This is a genomic window from Campylobacter suis, from assembly GCF_905120475.1.
Classification (GTDB): Bacteria; Campylobacterota; Campylobacteria; order Campylobacterales; family Campylobacteraceae; genus Campylobacter_A; species Campylobacter_A suis.
Genome location: NZ_CAJHOE010000004.1, coordinates 40,874 through 57,940, shown reverse-complemented (window position 1 = coordinate 57,940; position 17,067 = coordinate 40,874). Strand labels below are relative to the sequence as shown.

The 17,067-nt window shown below is 35.7% G+C and carries 18 protein-coding genes; 6 read left to right on the top strand and 12 right to left on the bottom strand.

Going from position 1 to position 17,067, the window contains the following annotated elements; genetic code table 11:
* Positions 1-5: 5 nt before the first annotated feature.
* From LQV35_RS07335 to dcd, 8 genes are all read right to left on the bottom strand, one after another.
* Positions 6-1,328, bottom strand: coding sequence for an AMP-binding protein (locus LQV35_RS07335; RefSeq protein ID WP_230057223.1), 1,323 nt, complete (start codon positions 1,326-1,328; stop codon positions 6-8).
* Positions 1,325-1,576, bottom strand: coding sequence for an acyl carrier protein (locus LQV35_RS07330; protein WP_230057222.1), 252 nt, complete (start codon positions 1,574-1,576; stop codon positions 1,325-1,327). The genes LQV35_RS07335 and LQV35_RS07330 overlap by 4 nt, the downstream gene beginning before the upstream one ends.
* 3 nt (positions 1,577-1,579) lie before the next feature.
* On the bottom strand, positions 1,580-2,221 hold the full coding sequence (locus LQV35_RS07325) for a PglD-related sugar-binding protein (RefSeq protein WP_268250102.1): 642 nt from the start codon (positions 2,219-2,221) through the stop codon (positions 1,580-1,582).
* Positions 2,222-2,232: 11 nt separating this feature from the next.
* Positions 2,233-2,829, bottom strand: a complete 597-nt coding sequence (locus tag LQV35_RS07320) for a NeuD/PglB/VioB family sugar acetyltransferase (protein ID WP_230057221.1) — start codon at positions 2,827-2,829, stop codon at positions 2,233-2,235.
* Complete coding sequence (locus LQV35_RS07315) at positions 2,829-3,968, bottom strand: LegC family aminotransferase (RefSeq protein ID WP_230057220.1); 1,140 nt, start codon at positions 3,966-3,968, stop codon at positions 2,829-2,831. The genes LQV35_RS07320 and LQV35_RS07315 overlap by 1 nt, the downstream gene beginning before the upstream one ends.
* Before the next feature lie 12 nt (positions 3,969-3,980).
* A complete protein-coding gene (locus LQV35_RS07310; protein WP_230057219.1) occupies positions 3,981-5,165 on the bottom strand; it encodes a UDP-N-acetylglucosamine 4,6-dehydratase in 1,185 nt (394 codons plus the stop codon).
* 3 nt (positions 5,166-5,168) lie between these two features.
* Positions 5,169-7,142, bottom strand: coding sequence for a motility associated factor glycosyltransferase family protein (locus tag LQV35_RS07305; protein ID WP_230057218.1), 1,974 nt, complete (start codon positions 7,140-7,142; stop codon positions 5,169-5,171).
* Positions 7,143-7,219: 77 nt separating this feature from the next.
* Positions 7,220-7,780, bottom strand: a complete 561-nt coding sequence (gene dcd / locus LQV35_RS07300) for a dCTP deaminase (protein ID WP_230057217.1) — start codon at positions 7,778-7,780, stop codon at positions 7,220-7,222.
* A gap of 195 nt (positions 7,781-7,975) precedes the next feature.
* Here dcd and LQV35_RS07295 point away from each other — a divergent pair, with 195 nt between their 5' ends.
* From LQV35_RS07295 to LQV35_RS07280, 4 genes are all read left to right on the top strand, one after another.
* Positions 7,976-9,073 (top strand): alpha/beta hydrolase, encoded by a 1,098-nt coding sequence (locus LQV35_RS07295; RefSeq protein WP_230057216.1) that lies wholly within the window; start codon positions 7,976-7,978, stop codon positions 9,071-9,073.
* 55 nt (positions 9,074-9,128) lie between these two features.
* The gene (locus LQV35_RS07290; RefSeq protein ID WP_230057215.1) at positions 9,129-9,482 is read left to right on the top strand and encodes a cyclophilin-like fold protein; all 354 of its coding nucleotides are present in this window, start codon (positions 9,129-9,131) and stop codon (positions 9,480-9,482) included.
* 587 nt (positions 9,483-10,069) lie between these two features.
* Positions 10,070-10,522 carry an acetyl-CoA carboxylase biotin carboxyl carrier protein gene (gene accB, locus LQV35_RS07285; protein ID WP_230057214.1) on the top strand — a complete coding sequence of 151 codons (453 nt, stop codon included), beginning with the start codon at positions 10,070-10,072 and terminating at the stop codon, positions 10,520-10,522.
* The gene (locus LQV35_RS07280; RefSeq protein WP_230057213.1) at positions 10,522-11,853 is read left to right on the top strand and encodes an acetyl-CoA carboxylase biotin carboxylase subunit; all 1,332 of its coding nucleotides are present in this window, start codon (positions 10,522-10,524) and stop codon (positions 11,851-11,853) included. The genes accB and LQV35_RS07280 overlap by 1 nt, the downstream gene beginning before the upstream one ends.
* Positions 11,854-11,875: 22 nt before the next feature.
* On the opposite strand, the gene LQV35_RS07275 is transcribed toward LQV35_RS07280, so the two are convergent.
* From LQV35_RS07275 to leuC, 4 genes are read right to left on the bottom strand one after another with little or no spacing between them, the layout of a single operon-like run.
* Positions 11,876-12,451: a YceI family protein gene (locus LQV35_RS07275; protein ID WP_230057212.1), complete on the bottom strand. Its 576-nt coding sequence runs from the start codon at positions 12,449-12,451 to the stop codon at positions 11,876-11,878.
* 26 nt (positions 12,452-12,477) lie between these two features.
* Positions 12,478-13,455, bottom strand: coding sequence for a phospholipase A (locus tag LQV35_RS07270; RefSeq protein ID WP_230057211.1), 978 nt, complete (start codon positions 13,453-13,455; stop codon positions 12,478-12,480).
* On the bottom strand, positions 13,445-14,005 hold the full coding sequence (gene mobA / locus LQV35_RS07265) for a molybdenum cofactor guanylyltransferase (RefSeq protein ID WP_230057210.1): 561 nt from the start codon (positions 14,003-14,005) through the stop codon (positions 13,445-13,447). Before mobA ends, LQV35_RS07270 begins: the two co-directional genes overlap by 11 nt.
* Before the next feature lie 6 nt (positions 14,006-14,011).
* Positions 14,012-15,277: a 3-isopropylmalate dehydratase large subunit gene (leuC, locus tag LQV35_RS07260; protein WP_230057209.1), complete on the bottom strand. Its 1,266-nt coding sequence runs from the start codon at positions 15,275-15,277 to the stop codon at positions 14,012-14,014.
* A 99-nt stretch (positions 15,278-15,376) separates the two neighbouring features.
* On the opposite strand from leuC, the gene LQV35_RS07255 reads away from it, so the two are divergent.
* Both LQV35_RS07255 and LQV35_RS07250 read left to right on the top strand, forming a co-directional pair.
* Positions 15,377-16,690, top strand: a complete 1,314-nt coding sequence (locus tag LQV35_RS07255; RefSeq protein WP_230057208.1) for an NFACT RNA binding domain-containing protein — start codon at positions 15,377-15,379, stop codon at positions 16,688-16,690.
* A gap of 11 nt (positions 16,691-16,701) precedes the next feature.
* The gene (locus LQV35_RS07250) at positions 16,702-17,046 is read left to right on the top strand and encodes a hypothetical protein (protein ID WP_230057207.1); all 345 of its coding nucleotides are present in this window, start codon (positions 16,702-16,704) and stop codon (positions 17,044-17,046) included.
* The last annotated feature ends 21 nt before the right edge of the window (positions 17,047-17,067 follow it).

The following is a 17,067-nucleotide window of genomic DNA, read 5'->3' as shown; positions in this document are numbered from 1 at the left end:
CCTTTTTAATCTCGCTTAATCTTTCCACTATAAGTAACGCCTATCTCATCTATAAATTTTAAAATCACAGGCACTTTAAAACTTGGCATACAATTTTTACAATGATTTAAAATTTTAGTCTTAGCGATACTTTTATCAAAATTTTCACTAACAACAACATCTGCACAAACCAATGCTCCAGTTATTGCGCTTGATTTTGCATATACTCTAACTGCTTTTACAAAACTAAGCTCTAAAATTTTTTGTTCGATTTCCTCTGGCAAAACTTTATTGCCACCAACATTTATAGAGCCAGAGCTTCTACCCAAAAAATACACTCTATCCCCATCAACTTTTACAAGGTCGCCAGTCTTCATATAGCCTTGCTCATCATAGTCTATCTCTTTACCAATGTAGCTATTTTTATCGCCTAGTTTCACACATAAAATACCATCTTGATCTATTTTTACCTTGATATTTTCATAGCCATCAGATATATACGATAAAGGAAATCCTGCTCGAGCATCACTCACGCAAAATCCCACACCAAGCTCAGTTGATGCATATATATGAGTCAGTTTTATATCTTTAAATTTTACTTTTAATGCTTGCAAAATGGCATCATCTGCTATCTCTCCGCCAAGTGTTGCTCTTTTTAGCTTTAGCTCATCACTACTTTTTGTCATCAAAAGCTTTCTATAAAAAGATGGCGTAGCTGAGATTATATTACAACCATATTTTGCAAATAAACCAACACTATCTCCTATGCTTAAATTTGCCTCTGGTATAATCAGCTTTGAGCCCCCAAGCAAAGACTGTAAAAACACCTGAATACCAGAAAATCTGTAAATATCAAATGTAAGTCCCCAAGAGTATTTTTCGCCTATTTTTGGATCTTTTTTAACAGTTTTACTAAGGCTTTTTAGCGTATGAACAACAAGTTTTGGAATGCTAGTGGTACCAGAAGTAGGAACTATCCATTGGGTCTTTATGTCTTCATTTGTACTGTTTGCAGGCTTTTTAATCAAGTTAAATTTTAAAACATTATTATCTAAAAAAACCTCGTAGTTAATCTCTGCTTGTTCATAATAGCTTTCAAAAAGGTCCTTGTCAATATCACTTGGTAAAAAAAGTATCCTTGAAACACTCCCATCAAGTATGCTTAAAAGTTTTGCAAACTCCATACGACTTCTAGCGCTTATAGAGACACAACTTGCATTTAAAGCTAAAATTTGATCTTTATTTTTTTCAAAAAGGCTAAACAAGTCGCCGTATTTAACGCACTCGCTATCATTGATAAACGCAACTTTGTCTGGCTGTATATTTTGTAGTTGTTCTAAAATTTTCATCTGTTTGGATTCATCTTTTCATAAATTCCAACAAACTCCCCAAAAGTAACTGGGAAAAATGGCTCATCCATCATCGTAAACGGATCAAAGTCAAGCTTTTCTTCAAGTGTAGCAACCAAAGTAGCAAAACCAAGTGAGTCAAGCCCACTCTCTAAAAGAACCATATCATCAGTTATCTCGCTTACTAAAAGCTCTGCGCCCATCTGCGAAACTACTTCTAAAAATGTCTGTTTTATAATCTCTTTCATAACTTATCCTTTGATTAAATTTCTCATTACCTTTGTTTTTTGCATAGAAAAAAATATATTATCATCATCTAGTTTTCTATCAAGAACCAAATTTGCTTGAATTTTGTTTTTATCTCCGATACTAAGACTTGGCTTCATACCACTACAAATACCGAAAAAATTCTCACTTCCAACCCTACAATAACCAGCTATGCAAACATTTGGCGAAAGAACATTCATATCTTTTAACGCACAATCATGAGCGATAGATGAGTTATAATTTAGCAAATTATAATCTCCTAAAATAACATTTGGACCAACTACAACATTAGGACATATAACATTTGCCTTACCCAAAATAGCCGTTTTAGCAATATTTGCACTATGGTGCACAAAGCTTATAAATTCAACATTTTCTTCGCTTTTGGCAAAGTATTGCAAAACTTTTTTACGCTGTTTTTGCTCTCCAATAGCAAGTAAAACTTTATCATTTTTACTAAATTTAAAATCTCTTTCACTACCTAAAAATGGTGCATGAAAACTATATTTTTTATAATTTTTATCATCTATATCAAAATATCCCAAAATTTTGACCTTTTGATCTAAAACCTCATTATTTTGCGATATATACTCGCTAATCTCAGCAGCAAAGCCACCAGCTCCTATAATATAAACACTTACATTTTGCGAGCTAGAAACACGCTCGTACCCCCCCCTATTATAGAATTTTCATCTATATTTACATACTCTTTACTGGTAGAGTTACTTCCAAAAAAACTCTTAGCTCCAACACTAACACCGCCGTTTATAACACTTGCTGTACTTATATGGCAATGATCGCCAATCACTGCATCATGTTCAATAAGTGCTTTTGAGTTAATAATACAATTTTTACCAATCTTTGCACCAGCATTTATAAAAGCATGGTGCATGATAATACTAGAATCTTGCACATCAGCGTATTTTGAAACATAAGCTAACGGAGAGATAATACTTGGTAGTTTAAATCCAAGACTCAAAGCAAGCTCATAGGCTTTAATGCGTGGTTCTGGAGTTTTTATCTGACCTATACAAATTAATGCATTTTTACAAATTTTAAAAATTTCAGGCAGATCGCTATCAGAACCCAAAACTTCATAGTCTAAGACTTTTGTCCCTTTTTTTAGACCATTATCAACTATGCCGATTATATTAAATCTATTTTCAAGTTCTATAACATCAATGCAAGACCTAGCATGCCCACCACCACCTATAAGAACTATGTTTTCTTTCATTACAATACCGCCGAGCTTGGGATATTTACTATCCTATCTTGTAAAAATTTTGCATTGACAAGCTCATCAGTTTGGCAATCCTTAAACATCTCAAGCTGATTTAAAAGTCTCCAAACAGGACGCGTCATAACGCCATTTTTATTGCTAAATTCCAAAAACTCATCGCGCCTTGCTTTTGAGTTAAACATTATGGCGTTTAGCCAGTAGTTTGAGCAAGTACCCGCTCTTTGACTAATAAGCTTCACATCATCAAAATCTTTAAAAAATTTCTCATATTCATCGTGAAGTTTTCGTTTTGCCTTTAAAAAAAGCTCTAAATTTTCAAGCTGAGCCACCAAAAGTGCCGCATTTAAATTTGGCATACGGTAGTTAAATCCACTCATATCATGCACATACTCATAAGCGTGCGGTACTTTTGCAGTCGTTGTGATGTGTTTTGCTATTTTTGCTAAATTCTCATCATTTGTAACTATAGCTCCACCACCACCGCTTGTTACTATCTTATTGCCATTAAAAGAAAATGCGCCAAATAAGCCAAAATTTCCAGTATGAACGCCATTTTCATAGCTTCCCAAGCTCTCAGCCGCATCTTCAACAAGCGTTATGTGCCAGTGATCGCAAATTTTCTTAATCTCCAAAATATCACTTACAAGCCCAAAAGTGTGCATAGGCACACAAGCTCTTATAGTTTTTTTTGTAGTTTTGTTTATACAAAGACCATCTTTTATCTCACAGTTTTTTTCTAAAAAATCACTTAAAGCCTTTGGGTCAAGTGCTAAATTTGTTAGCTCAACATCTAAAAAAATAGGCTTTGCACCGCAGTAGCTAATAGCATTTGCAGTGGCAACAAAGCTAAGTGGCTGAGTTATAACCTCATCGCCGTTTCTTACGCCAGACAAGACAAGAGCAGCATGAAGGGCACAAGTGCCATTTGTGGTCGCAACAGCGTATTTTGAGCCAGTTATACTAGCTAATTTTTGTTCAAAAATCTCCACAAATTTTCCAACACTTGAAACATATCCGCTATCGATACATTCATTTAGATAACGCTTTTCGTTGCCTACAAATTTGGGCTCGTGCAAAGGTATAAAACCATCAGTGCTAAACTTTTCTTTTATAAAATCAATAATTTGTTGCATTTATAATCCTTGCTACATCTTGCCATCAAGATACTTGCCCATCTCTTTATGTGCAAAATCTGGCAAAACTTCAAAAAATTCAGCCAAAATCTGCTCCTTATTCCATCTGCCACTACTTTTTAAGGCTTTTATGTTCTTTTCAAAAACATCAAGTTTTTTAGCGTCAAATTTAAGTGAGTTTTTAATAACTCCGATATTTTGAAATTTATCCATATCAAGCACTTCATTATCGGTAAAAAACTCTTCAAAATCCTTTTCACCAGTCGTATCACTTACAGTAAATAAACACGCCCATTTTTTTAATTTACTAAGCTCTTTTGCCTTGGCTCTAGCCTCATTTTCATCGGCACAAATATATGGCTCATAGCCTAAATTTTGCAAGTATTTTACGGCTATGTCGGCAAATGTTATAAGGTGTAAATTTTGACTAAGTTTTGGGAAAAATATGTCCATATTTTGTCCAAAAATAGCACTCATCAAGCAAAGCTCTCCACTTTCTTTTGGCGTGACAAAGTAGCGTTTTATGTCATTTGGAGCGACAATGGGCTGAAGTTTTTTGATACGCTCATTAAAACCATGAAGCAAGCTACCATCACTAAAAGCAACATTTGCAAAACGAGCCATTGAAATTTCTATATCTTGTGAACGCCTTAACGCAAAAAGCTCCATTATACGCTTGCTAGCGCCCATCATATTTACAGGATTTGCCGCCTTATCTGTACTAACGCAAAAGTATTTTTTGCCTGAGTTTTTTGTAGTTTGCCTAATAGTTTTATCTGTGTTAAAAATATTTACATCAATAAGTCGCATAAGAGTAAAGGCATCTTTTTCGCTTCTAACATGCTTGAGTGCAGATAAATTTAGCACATAATCATAATGATTTTTAGCGATAAATGCATCAAAAATTTCACTCCCAACATCTAGTGCAAATGTAGCAAACTCACCGCTAGTGTAGCCAAATGAGCTTCTAATATCACGCACGAGTTCAACTAGGTTATTTTCTGAGATATCAACAACATGAAGGATTTTTGGATCTCTTTTAAAAATTTCTTTTACAACAGCAGAGCCTATACTACCAGCTCCACCTATAACTAAAAATGATGATGATTTTATAATATCACAAATCGTGCTTTCATGTGCGGTTATATCGTCATTAAAGAGCTCCCTATCTCTTCCTATGAGTCTTAAAATTTCCACAACTTAGCCCTTTTGTACTGGCAGTATTTTTCGCTTTTTCATCTCTTTTATAAGGTTTTTACTCGCTCTTTGCGTTGTTTCTATATCTGCATTTAAGCCGCCAGCAGCCGAGAAAAGCCAGTATTTATGCATCTCTAACCACTCAAAAAGCTTATTTACTTTTTGCATAGTTGTATCACTTGGAGCAACAGCTATCTTAGCAAGCTCAAGCTCTTGAAAATTCACAGATATACCAAGAATGTTTCCTATATATTTTACAAATTTTTTATTTGCTAGAGTATTTTTTAAAACATCTATATCGTTTGAAATTTTTACTAGTTTAGGGAAAAAGCTTTCGTCTGCCTTGCTTTCATCTCTTAATTTTATCAGCTCATCTATCTTTGGGACTACTTTTAAAAAGACCTTTTCTATCTTTTGTTTTGCAAGTGTTTGAATGGCAATTTTTTTATTGATATTTTTATATAGTTTTAGCATATTTTTATTAGCCACTTGCTCACTTACCTTTTGTACATTTGGTAGTTTTTTTACTTTTTTATCCTTGCAAAGTTCGTTCATAACTTCCAAAAATGGTCTTTCTATAGCTCCATTTATCCTTGCGCCACCCTCGGTACAGTTATATGTAACAAAGTCCTCTTTTGACGACTGCTCTATATCTTTTTCAAATTGATTTTTAAATAAATTCCATATAAAAGTTGTCTTTACTTCGCCATCTCCACCATAAGCTGGAGCATAAAGGTCATATTCGCTTTCTTCTTCATAGTATCTATGCCCTTGCGCATGGCTAACGCCATCTTTGCCATAAGCCAAGTCTTGACCTATTAAAACGATATTTTTATGCTTTAAAACATATGCTAGCTGATATGCTTGATTTGCTGTGCTATGTCCAATACCTAAATATCCATGCTGATCAAGTCCCAAAGATCTCTCTTCGGTATTTGGTCTCATTGTTAAAACCATTTTTCTATCTTTTAAATTTCTAATCGTATCAGGGTGCGTTAATGAAGCTACGACAAAATATATATCTTTGTCCATTTTCTTATCTTTTGCTTCAAAAAAAGTTGAGGTTTTAGCCCCTCTTTCAATCGATGTAACATAGTCTGGAATAATACCGTTTTTAAGAAGTATCGGATAAGATGCGTCAACACTTATAACGCTAACATATGGTGCAAATTTTTTAAGTATGGGTAGTTGCTTTGTTAAAGATGGTCCAGTTGAAACTATAACCGCCGTATCTAGCAAGCCGAGTCTTTTTTTAACAAGCGGAACATATGGGTAGTTTGTTATCATATGTACAACATTTATTAAATTTTGCTCTATACCCTGCAAGTTATCATCGATGCTATTACCACAAGATGCAGCATACTGGACGAAAGCCTCTGTAAAGTATCTGTTTATGCGCTCATAATCATCGCCATAATCATCATAAAAATAAGAGTGGATATGCATATCATACAACTTGATAAAAGGCGATATATCTTTTTTTGCTATCAAAAAATAAAGCTGTGAAAAGGTTACATTTTCAGAATAAAAAAGGATAAGTCGCTCACTAGCAAGCTCTTTAGACAAATCAAGCAAATTTAAAACTATATATATGATCTCAAGCTCAGGCTCTATAACTATGATACGCTTGTGCGAGTCATTATACAAAAGTCCTTTATAAAAAATGCCGTTTCCAAGTCCGTAAAAATACATAATCGGATATCTCTTATACTCTTTTTCGGTACTATCTAGCATATTATGAACATCACTAACCGGCTTTTCATAAATGTATTTAAAATTCTCTTTATTTATTATGTTTATATCAACTGGGTCTTTCCCCATAAAAACATCAAATTTTTCATTTCCTTCCATAGAAAAAAGCCTGACAGCCAAAGCTTCGTCTTGCTGAAAAAGTGCTTGTAAGTTTTTAGCAAATATTGGGTTTTGAACCGACTGCAAATTTTGTGCTTGTTGTTTTTCGCTCTTTTTTTTACTCATCTTTGTTGTCCTTAAAATTTTAAACTATTTTTATAATATCGTCAAAACCCTAGCAAATTTTATACCAAACATAAAATCTATTTTAAAATTCTAGGCAAAGTTATGCCCTCTTGTGCTTGATACTTGCCCTTTTTATCAGCGTATGTCACTTCGCACGGCTCATCACCTTGTAAAAACAGCACCTGGGCTATACCCTCGTTTGCATAAATTTTAGCTGGAAGTGGCGTCGTGTTTGAGATCTCAATCGTGATATGCCCCCTAAATCCCGGCTCAAATGGCGTAACATTTACGATGATGCCGCACCTTGCATAGGTGCTTTTACCAAGACAGATGGCTAGAACATCATCAGGCATATTAAAGTACTCGACCGTGCTTGCTAGCGCAAACGAGTTTGGCGGGACGATACAAACATCGCCCTTAAAATCAACCACATTTTTCTCATCAAAATTCTTAGGATCTACGACCGTGCCACCGATATTTGTAAAAATTTTAAACTCATCGCCCACGCGTATATCATATCCATAGCTACTAACTCCGTAGCTTACCACACCGCGACCCACCTGCTCCTCGGCAAATGGCACGATCATATCGTGTTCTAAACTCATCTTACGTATCCACTTATCGCTTTTTAGTCCCATTGTTTTTCCTTATTTAAAATTGATCTGATTTTAGCAAAAAATGGCTAAAATTTTAATTTTAACCAAATAAAAAGCCACCATACTTACAAAGCATTAAAAAATTTGTAGGATTAGGCAAAAAATTTGGAGTATCGTTCTAACTATTTAACTAATAAATTTGCTAAAATTTTCATAATAAAATCAAAGGATACAATGATGAAAATTCAAAATTTAACACTTAGTTTTATGCTAACTACAAGCTTATTAGGAGGAAATTTAATGGCTTCAAATAATGTCGTGCCAAGTTCTATGGCGCAAATCACAACTACCTCAGAAATTACCCAAATTTGGGATAAAACATTTGTAAAATCAGACAAAGTAGAACATAAAAAAGTGAGATTTAAAAATCACTACGGTATTAGCTTAGTAGGCGATCTTTATACGCCTAAAAATTTACCAGCCATAATTGTAAGCGGTCCGTTTGGAGCGGTCAAAGAACAAAGTAGCGGTCTTCATGCTCACGAACTTGCCAAAAGGGGATTTATCACGCTTGCTTTTGATCCAAGTTTTACAGGTGAGAGTGGTGGCGAGCCTCGGGGTATGGCAAGTCCTGATATAAACAGCGAAGATGTGAGCGCGGCGGTTGATTTTGTGGGGTTATTGCCAAATGTTGATAGAGAAAAGATCGGTGCGTTAGGGATTTGTGGGTTTTCTGGTATGTCGCTTACTGCTGCTACCTCTGATACTCGCATAAAAGCTGTCGCAACCACTGCGATGTATGATATGTCAAGTTCTATTGGGCACGGAATGGGTGATGGATACACTAAAAAAGAGCGCGAGACCGTGCTTGAGTATATAAATCTTCAGCGTTGGGAGGATGCAAAATCTGGTACCTATGCAAGAAATTATCACGAAGTGCCAGTAGTTGATGGTAAAGCACTTCTTAGTGATAAAATTTTACCTGAAACTTTAGACGATGATCCGCACCCTGTTTTGGCTGTATTTTTTGATTATTACCGCACAAAAAGAGGTTATCATGCTCGCTCGCTAAACTCAAACTCAGCATGGCTAGCACAAATGCCAACGGCGTTTTTTCAGTTTAAATTATATGATAATATCAAAGATATGAATAAACCCGTGCTTTTTGTAAATGGTGAAAACTCGCATTCATTGCACTTTTCAAAGAGAGCTTATGAGATAGCAAATGAGCCAAAAGAGCTTGTGGTAGTGCCAAATGCACACCATGTTGATCTTTATGACAATTATAAAAAATTCCATTTGATAAATTTGAGCAGTTTTTTAGGGAAAATTTAAAGTGAAATTTTTAGTCATTTTATTTTTAGTTTTAAGTTTAAATGCGGAAGAAAATATGAAAATTATCTTAAAAAATATAAATGGCGAATTTGATGCTATGCTTGATGATACGCCCGCGGCAAGGGAGTTTGCAAAGCTCTTGCCACTAAAGCTAGATCTAAAAGACTACGCTAAAAAAGAAAAATATGACAAACTCTCACAAAAGCTTGATATAAGCCATGAGCCAAAAGGAACAGATGGAAAAATCGGCGAGCTTAGCTATTTTGCACCGTGGGGAAATTTTGTGATTTATTATGGCTATCAAGGATATTATGAGGGTATAGTAAGGCTTGGTGAGATCCTAAATATCACCGAAATAGATCAAATCGCGGTTGATGGTGAAGTGATTATAGATAGGGCAAATAAATAAAAATTTTAGCGTAGCAAGAGAAGAAAAAAGTATATAAAAAATTAATCAAAAAGGATGAGCTAAAAATTTATAAGGGCATAAACGATAAAATTTTTGCGGTGGGCTATCTAAAGTCACAATACTTTTTTAGCTCAAATTCTTATCATAATGCAGGTGTGGCAGTTATAAATTTTCCAAAGGGTGTTTACCTTGCATGACATACATATCATGCAAGGTAAAATTAGATCGTTATATAAAGGCTAAATTTATACCACCACAGAGGATAAAGTAATACGAGTAGCTGTGGTTGGTGTATCGTGCTTTGTTTATCAAATATTATAAAACATTCGTGCGCAGTAGAACTTTGCAAAGGCAGTAAGCATATGCGGTGAGCTTTTAAAATGAAGGAAAAATGTAGTGTGGTTTGAGCAGGATAGATATGAAAAATTTATAAAAATGGCTGATGAGAACTACGTAAAATAAATTTTGATTTTTAAATTTTTAAAACCATACATTAAGAGCCAAATTTAGCACACAAAAACGGCTTATATAAAAATTTTAATAAATTTTTGCTACAATATGAGCTTAACTCAAACTAGGAGAAGTTTATGAAAAAAGAAGACATCAAAGAGCTTATCGAGTTTTTCAACCAAATGGATATGAATAAGATAAAGATAAAAGATGGTGAATTTGAAGTAGAACTTGAAAAATTTTCAGATTGTTGTGAGTTACCAAAGCCAGCTCCACAGCCAGTAGCTCCTGCACCACAGCCACTAAATATCCAAGTTGTTAATGAAAAACCAGCTGTCGTTCAAACACATAAAAACACGCTAAACTCGCCTATGGTAGGCACATTTTATGCTGCCCCAAGCCCAGGCGCTGCGCCATTTGCCAAAGTTGGTCAAAAGGTAAGAAAAGGCGACACTATCGGCATAGTTGAAGCAATGAAGATAATGAACGAGATAGAAGCTGAGTTTGACTGTCAGATAACTGAAATTCTCGTAGCTGACGGACAGCCTGTTGAGTTTGGTATGCCACTATTTGGCGTGGAGAAAATTTAATGCAAATTAAAAAAGTACTCATCGCAAACCGCGGAGAGATCGCGCTGCGTGCTTTGCGAACTATCAAAGAGATGGGAAAAGAGGCGATAGTTGTATATTCAACAGCGGATAAAGATGCGCTTTATGTAAAATACGCTGACGCTGCCATTTGCATAGGCAACCCTCGCTCAAGCGATAGCTATCTAAATATCCCAGCCATCATATCAGCCGCTGAGATAAGCGGTGCAGACGCGATATTTCCAGGATATGGCTTTTTGAGCGAAAATCAAAATTTTGTCGAAATTTGCGCAAAACACAACCTAAAATTTATAGGTCCAAGCGTAGAAGCCATGGCTTTAATGAGCGATAAAAGCAAAGCAAAGCAGGTTATGCAGCGTGCTGGTGTGCCAGTCATACCTGGTTCAGATGGCGCGATAAGCGATATAAAAGTGGCAAAAGAGCTAGCTAAAAAGATAGGCTATCCAGTCATCTTAAAAGCAGCAGCTGGCGGTGGTGGTCGCGGCATGAGAATGGTAGAGCGCGAAGAGGATTTAGAAAAGGCATTTTGGTCAGCTGAAAGTGAGGCTATGACAGCATTTGGCGACGGTACTATGTATATGGAAAAATACATTCTAAACCCACGCCACATCGAGGTTCAAGTCATTGGTGATAGCAAAGGAAATGTCATACATGTAGGCGAGCGAGACTGCTCAATGCAACGTCGCCATCAAAAGCTAATTGAAGAAAGCCCTGCGATTTTACTAGATGATGAAACACGCAAAAGACTACACGAAACAGCTATCCGTGCGACTAAGGCTATCGGATATGAAGGAGCTGGAACATTTGAGTTTTTGGTAGATAAAAATTTAGACTTTTACTTTATAGAGATGAATACCAGACTTCAAGTTGAGCACTGCGTAAGCGAAATGGTAAGCGGACTTGATATAATCGAGTGGATGATACGCGTAGCAGAAGGCGAGAGCCTACCATCTCAAGAGAGCATAAAACTAAATGGTCATGCTATCGAGTGCAGAATAACCGCCGAAGATCCAAAGAGCTTTACGCCAAGTCCTGGCGAGATAACAAAGTATGTTGCTCCAGCAGGCAGAAATGTCCGAATGGAGAGCCATGTTTATCAAGGATATAGCGTGCCACCATACTATGATAGTATGATAGGAAAGCTAGTGGTTTGGGATGAAGATCGTAATAAAGCTATACAAAAAATGCATGTTGCCCTTGAGCAACTGGTAGTAGGTGGCATAAAAACGACACGCGATTTTCATATAAATATGATGAAAAATAAAGACTTTTTGACAAACAACTACGATACAAACTATCTATCAAAGCACTAAAATTTGGGGCTTTAAGCCCCTTTTACTCATTTTGTTTAGATTTTTCTTGCGTATCTCCACGCAAATTTCCCTCAATATCTATAGTAATCCAAACATTATCACCTATAAACTCAATAGGATAATCTTTACCGACATTAAACTCTCGCCTTTTTAGCATAGTTTTTAAAGTAAAGCTGTGCGCTAAGCCACCATTTATATTTTTAGCCGAGCCATTATAAGTATAGTCAAAAACAACATTTTTACTAACATCTTTTATCTTTAAGATACCATAAATTCGTTTATCATCACTATCTGTCATCTTAAAAGTCATGCTTTTAAATTTTTGTGTATCAAAAAATATTTCGCTAGTTAGGTTTTGGTCTCTAGTTCTATTTTTTGTATATATCGAATCAACTTTAACGATAGCCTCAAGCGAATTTATCCTTTTTTTAGCAGCATCAAAATCTATCGCCGCTTCGTAGTCATCAAAATGCCCATTTATATTTGATATACTTAGGTGTTTTATCACAAATTTTACATCTGAGTGAGTTTTGTCTATCTCTAGCCACTGTGAAAACGCAACGCTAGCCATAAAAAATAGTGCCAAAATTTTTTTCATAAAAACCTCCTATATTACGATAAAAATTATTTTAAAATAGCAAAACCAATACCGATTTTATTCATATGTCTATCATAGTCCATCAAATTCTCGCCGTATCCATTAAAGTACTGCAAATATCCATAAAGTCCACTACTAAATAGCGGGAAAAACCAGCCAAACTCAGCAGCCCCACGATTTGTGCTATCAAGCCTAAAGTTATTTCTAAGCATTAAATTTAGATGATGACCGCCGATGGTGTATTTTACTTTTAGATCGGCAACACCGATATTTTTTCTTATATTTTCATTATCACTAATATCACCAACAGTCATCCAAGCTCTAGGAGTCATGCTAAGTCGCCCAGCTACAAAGTCAGCACTCATATACGCCCTATTCCAGCTTCTTGAACGCTCACTTCCCTGTCCGTTTGACTCATGCAAAAGACCAACTCTCACACCCCTAAATATCCCAAAATTCTCAAACGGGACACTAGCATAAAGCTCTGGGCGGTAGTTACTCTCTCGAAATGGCGTTGAGTCACGCGATGTTTGCCACCAAGATGTTTGCGAATACGCGATCCCAACACTCTCTTTAAAACCAAATAGATCATAAAGCACTGGCTTTTGCAAGCTTATATGAAATTTTGTCTCAAATTTGCTGCGACTATCTGGCACTTTTGAAGCATAAGTGGCTGGCAACAGGTAGTTTGGCTCAGCAAGAGTGATATTAAGATAGCCTGTTTCGCCTTGTTTTTTTGGCTCGGCAACACTATTAAAAACATGTTTTGCAACATCATCATCAGAGCCTGGCTCACTATCTTGATGAAGAAATTCCTGACTACTACTTTTAGTAAAACTATCCGACAGATCGCCATTTGCCCTAGCTTCATACGCCATCTTATAAAGTCTCATAGCCTGCGGTATATCACCAGCTTTTTCATAACTTAAGGCCTCATCATAAAGCTCACTCGCGCTCTTAGCAAATAACGCACAAAAACAAAAAAATATCAAACTATAACGCATTTAAAGCCCTTTCGTATTCATCTGGGTTATTAACATTTGCAAACTGACTGCCATCATTAAAATATACCTCTTTTAAGCTATTTGCGCTAAGCAAAAGTCCTATTTTATGCTCACCTTTTTCATACAGCTCTCTTGCTTGACTGGCGATTTTTGGGTTAAAAAACCCACAAAGACTATGCCTATGCTCAGTGTCTCTTGCCACAACCACATCAAACTCATCTTTAAATTTTGCCAACTCATTTACACACTCAACACTAACAAAAGGCATATCTGCAGGCATAATAAAAACACTGTCATCAAATTTTTCTAATATACAAGCAAGTGCTAGCATAGGCGAAAAATCATCGCTATCATCAACCAAAATTTTAAGTGGAGGGTTAAATTTTTGAGACTTTGAACTTATATAAATTTCTTTAAAAACCTGCCCCATCTTTTTAGCCAAAAAGTGCGTCATACTAGGCTCACTACCAAAAGGCAAGAGTGTTTTATCTTGCCCCATTCTTGAGCTTTTACCACCCGCTAAGATGACGCATACATTAAACTTTTGCATATTTTACTAAATTTCCCTTGGATCAGCTATCTTACCAGCTATGGCTGAAGCGGCTGCAACGGCTGAGTTTGCTAGATAAATTTCGCTTGTTCTAGCACCCATTCTTCCTACAAAATTTCTATTTGTAGTGGCTACACATCTTTCGCCATCAGCCAAAATGCCCATGTATCCGCCAAGACACGCACCGCAAGTTGGGTTACTAACGACTGCACCAGCCTCAACAAATATATCCATTAGTCCCTCTTTTTGAGCCTGAAGTGCGATTTTTTGCGTGGCTGGAGTGATGATAAGGCGTGTTTTTTTAGAAACCCTTTTTCCTTTTAATATATCTGCTGCTATACGAAGATCGCTAAGTCTGCCATTTGTACAAGAGCCTATAAATACCTGATCTATACTCAAATCATCTTTAACTGCTTCGCGGACACTTTTGCCATTACTTGGTAAAAATGGATATGCCACAACTGGATCAAGTTTGCTAACATCTATCTCGATCACACGCTCATATTTTGCACCTTCGTCTGAATAGTGAATGATTGGTTTTGAGCGTAAGTTTTTATCACTTAAAAATTCTTTCGTTATCTCATCATATGCCACTATACCGTTTTTTGCACCAGCTTCTATTGCCATATTACACAAGCTAAAACGGCTATCCATATCAAGCTGTGCTATCGTATCTCCGGTAAATTCTAACGCTTTATATAATGCACCATCAACGCCGATTTGGCGGATTATCTCTAGGATTAAGTCCTTGCCATATAGATGCTGTGACATTTTGCCAGTAAATACAACTTTTATGCTCTCAGGCACTTTAAACCAGTTTTTGCCAGTTATCATCGCGTAAGCTAAGTCGGTTGAACCCATGCCAGTTGCAAATGCCCCAAGTGCACCGTGAGTACAGGTGTGACTATCTGCTCCGATGATAACATCACCAGGCACCACAAGCCCTTTTTCTGGAAGTAGTGCGTGCTCAATGCCCATATCTTTTTCGTCAAAAAAATACTTTAAATCATGCTTGTAAGCAAAATCGCGTGAAATTTTAGCCTGATTTGCACTTGCAATGTCTTTTGCTGGGATATAGTGATCCATCACGATAGCAAAGCCATCTGGATTAGCAAGTGCTTTTGCTCCGCTTCTTTCAAACTGCTTTATAGAAATCGGTGTAGTTATGTCATTGCCAATTACCATATCTATGGGACTTTGCACGATTTGCCCTGCAAATGCCATTTCGCCAGCATGAGCTGAGAAAATTTTTTCGGTTATAGTTTGTTTCATTTTTTACCTTTTATTTTTCATTTAATTTTATCAAAAAAATCTGAATTTTTATCAGGATAAAGATTTTTTTGTATAATAACGCAAAAAATAAGGGTAAAAATGAAATACGCGCACCTAAGACAAATTGCCGATTTTCTTGCAAATTTCAAAAAAATAAATGATATAAAAAGAAGTGCTAACATGCAAATTCTTATAAATTTTGATGGCAAAAATATATTTTTTGATCTTTCAAAATCAGACTCTGCAATCTATATAAATGATAATTTTAGTACTATAAAAAACTATAATGCCCCGTTTGATAATGCACTCAAAAAACGCCTAAAAGGGGCTAAAATCACCTGCATAAAATGCCTAGAAAACAATAGAATTTTACAAATTTCAACCTCACTTGATGGCTCATACAAAAGTATAAAAAGTGAGTTTTATCTAGAATTTACTGGGTGTTTTACAAATGCCATCATAACAGATGAAAACGGCGTTATTATCGACGCGATTAGGCATATAGAAAATGACTTTAGAACGATAAAACCAAATAAGCCTTTAAAGATGCTTGAGCCTATCCAGATAAAAGAGAGACAAACTGCCCCCATAACAGACTTTCACACTTTTTTAAAATCTGAGTTTGATAGGCTAAATAGCAGCTTTTTAACGAATTTAAAAGCCATAAAACTAGGACAGATTGATAAAAAAATAGAAGCGCTGAAAGCAAATTTAAATAACCTTGAAAACGAACACGAACTAAGCCAACAAAGTGAAATTTTACGCCTCCAAGGAATAGTTTTACTAGCAAATTTAGCCAACCTAAGCGACCATCAAAGAAGCTTTAAGCTAAAAGATTTTGATAGCAAAGAAATTTCATTTAACCTTGATAGCACACCAAAAATATCTGCAAATACATACTTTAATAAAGCAAAACGCCTTGCACAAAAAGCAAGTGGCGTAGTCTTAGAGCATGAAAATTTAAGTGAAAAGTTACACTTTTACACAAATTTAAAGCAGATGTTACAAAACGCAACATCAGTTTCTGAGCTTGAAATTTTATATCCAAAAAGATCAAATTTATCAAAAAATCAAAATAACGATAGTGAAAATATCCAAAATTTTTATATAAATGAGTATAAAATTTCGATAGGAAAAAATGAAAAAGGCAATATAGAGCTTCTTAAAAATAGCCGAAAAAACGATGTCTGGATGCATATGAAAGATATTGCAAGCGCGCATGTCATCATAAAAACAAACAAGCTAAATCCAAGTGATGAGATTTTAAATTTTGCTGCTAAAATTTGTGTAAATTTTAGCGTGAGTGGAGCTGGAAGGTATGAAGTTGATTATACAAAGCGACAAAATGTGAAAATTTTACACGGTGCAAATGTAAATTATATCGATTTTCAGACGATAATAGTCATAAAATAAAAGGGGATAATATGTCGGTAACACCTATAGGCAATGCAAATTTTATAAACCAAAATGCTCCCGTCGTCTCATCTGTAAATGCAAGCCAGCAAGCCAGATTTGACATGCAAAATGCCCTTGCCATGCAAGTAGCAGCTGATGACAATAACGAGATAACAGAGATTAGACCAACAGAAGAAACTTACAAGATCGACCCAGAAAATGAACATGAAAAATCAAAAAGCGATCAAGAGCAAGCCGCTATGCAAAATGAAAACGAAGCCAGCAACAATAGCCCAGAAGCCAAAAGCGAACAAATTCAAGAAATTTTTTATGATGAGGATGGTGAACCAACTCATATCGATATAAAAATATAAGCAAATTTTTGATAAAATCAA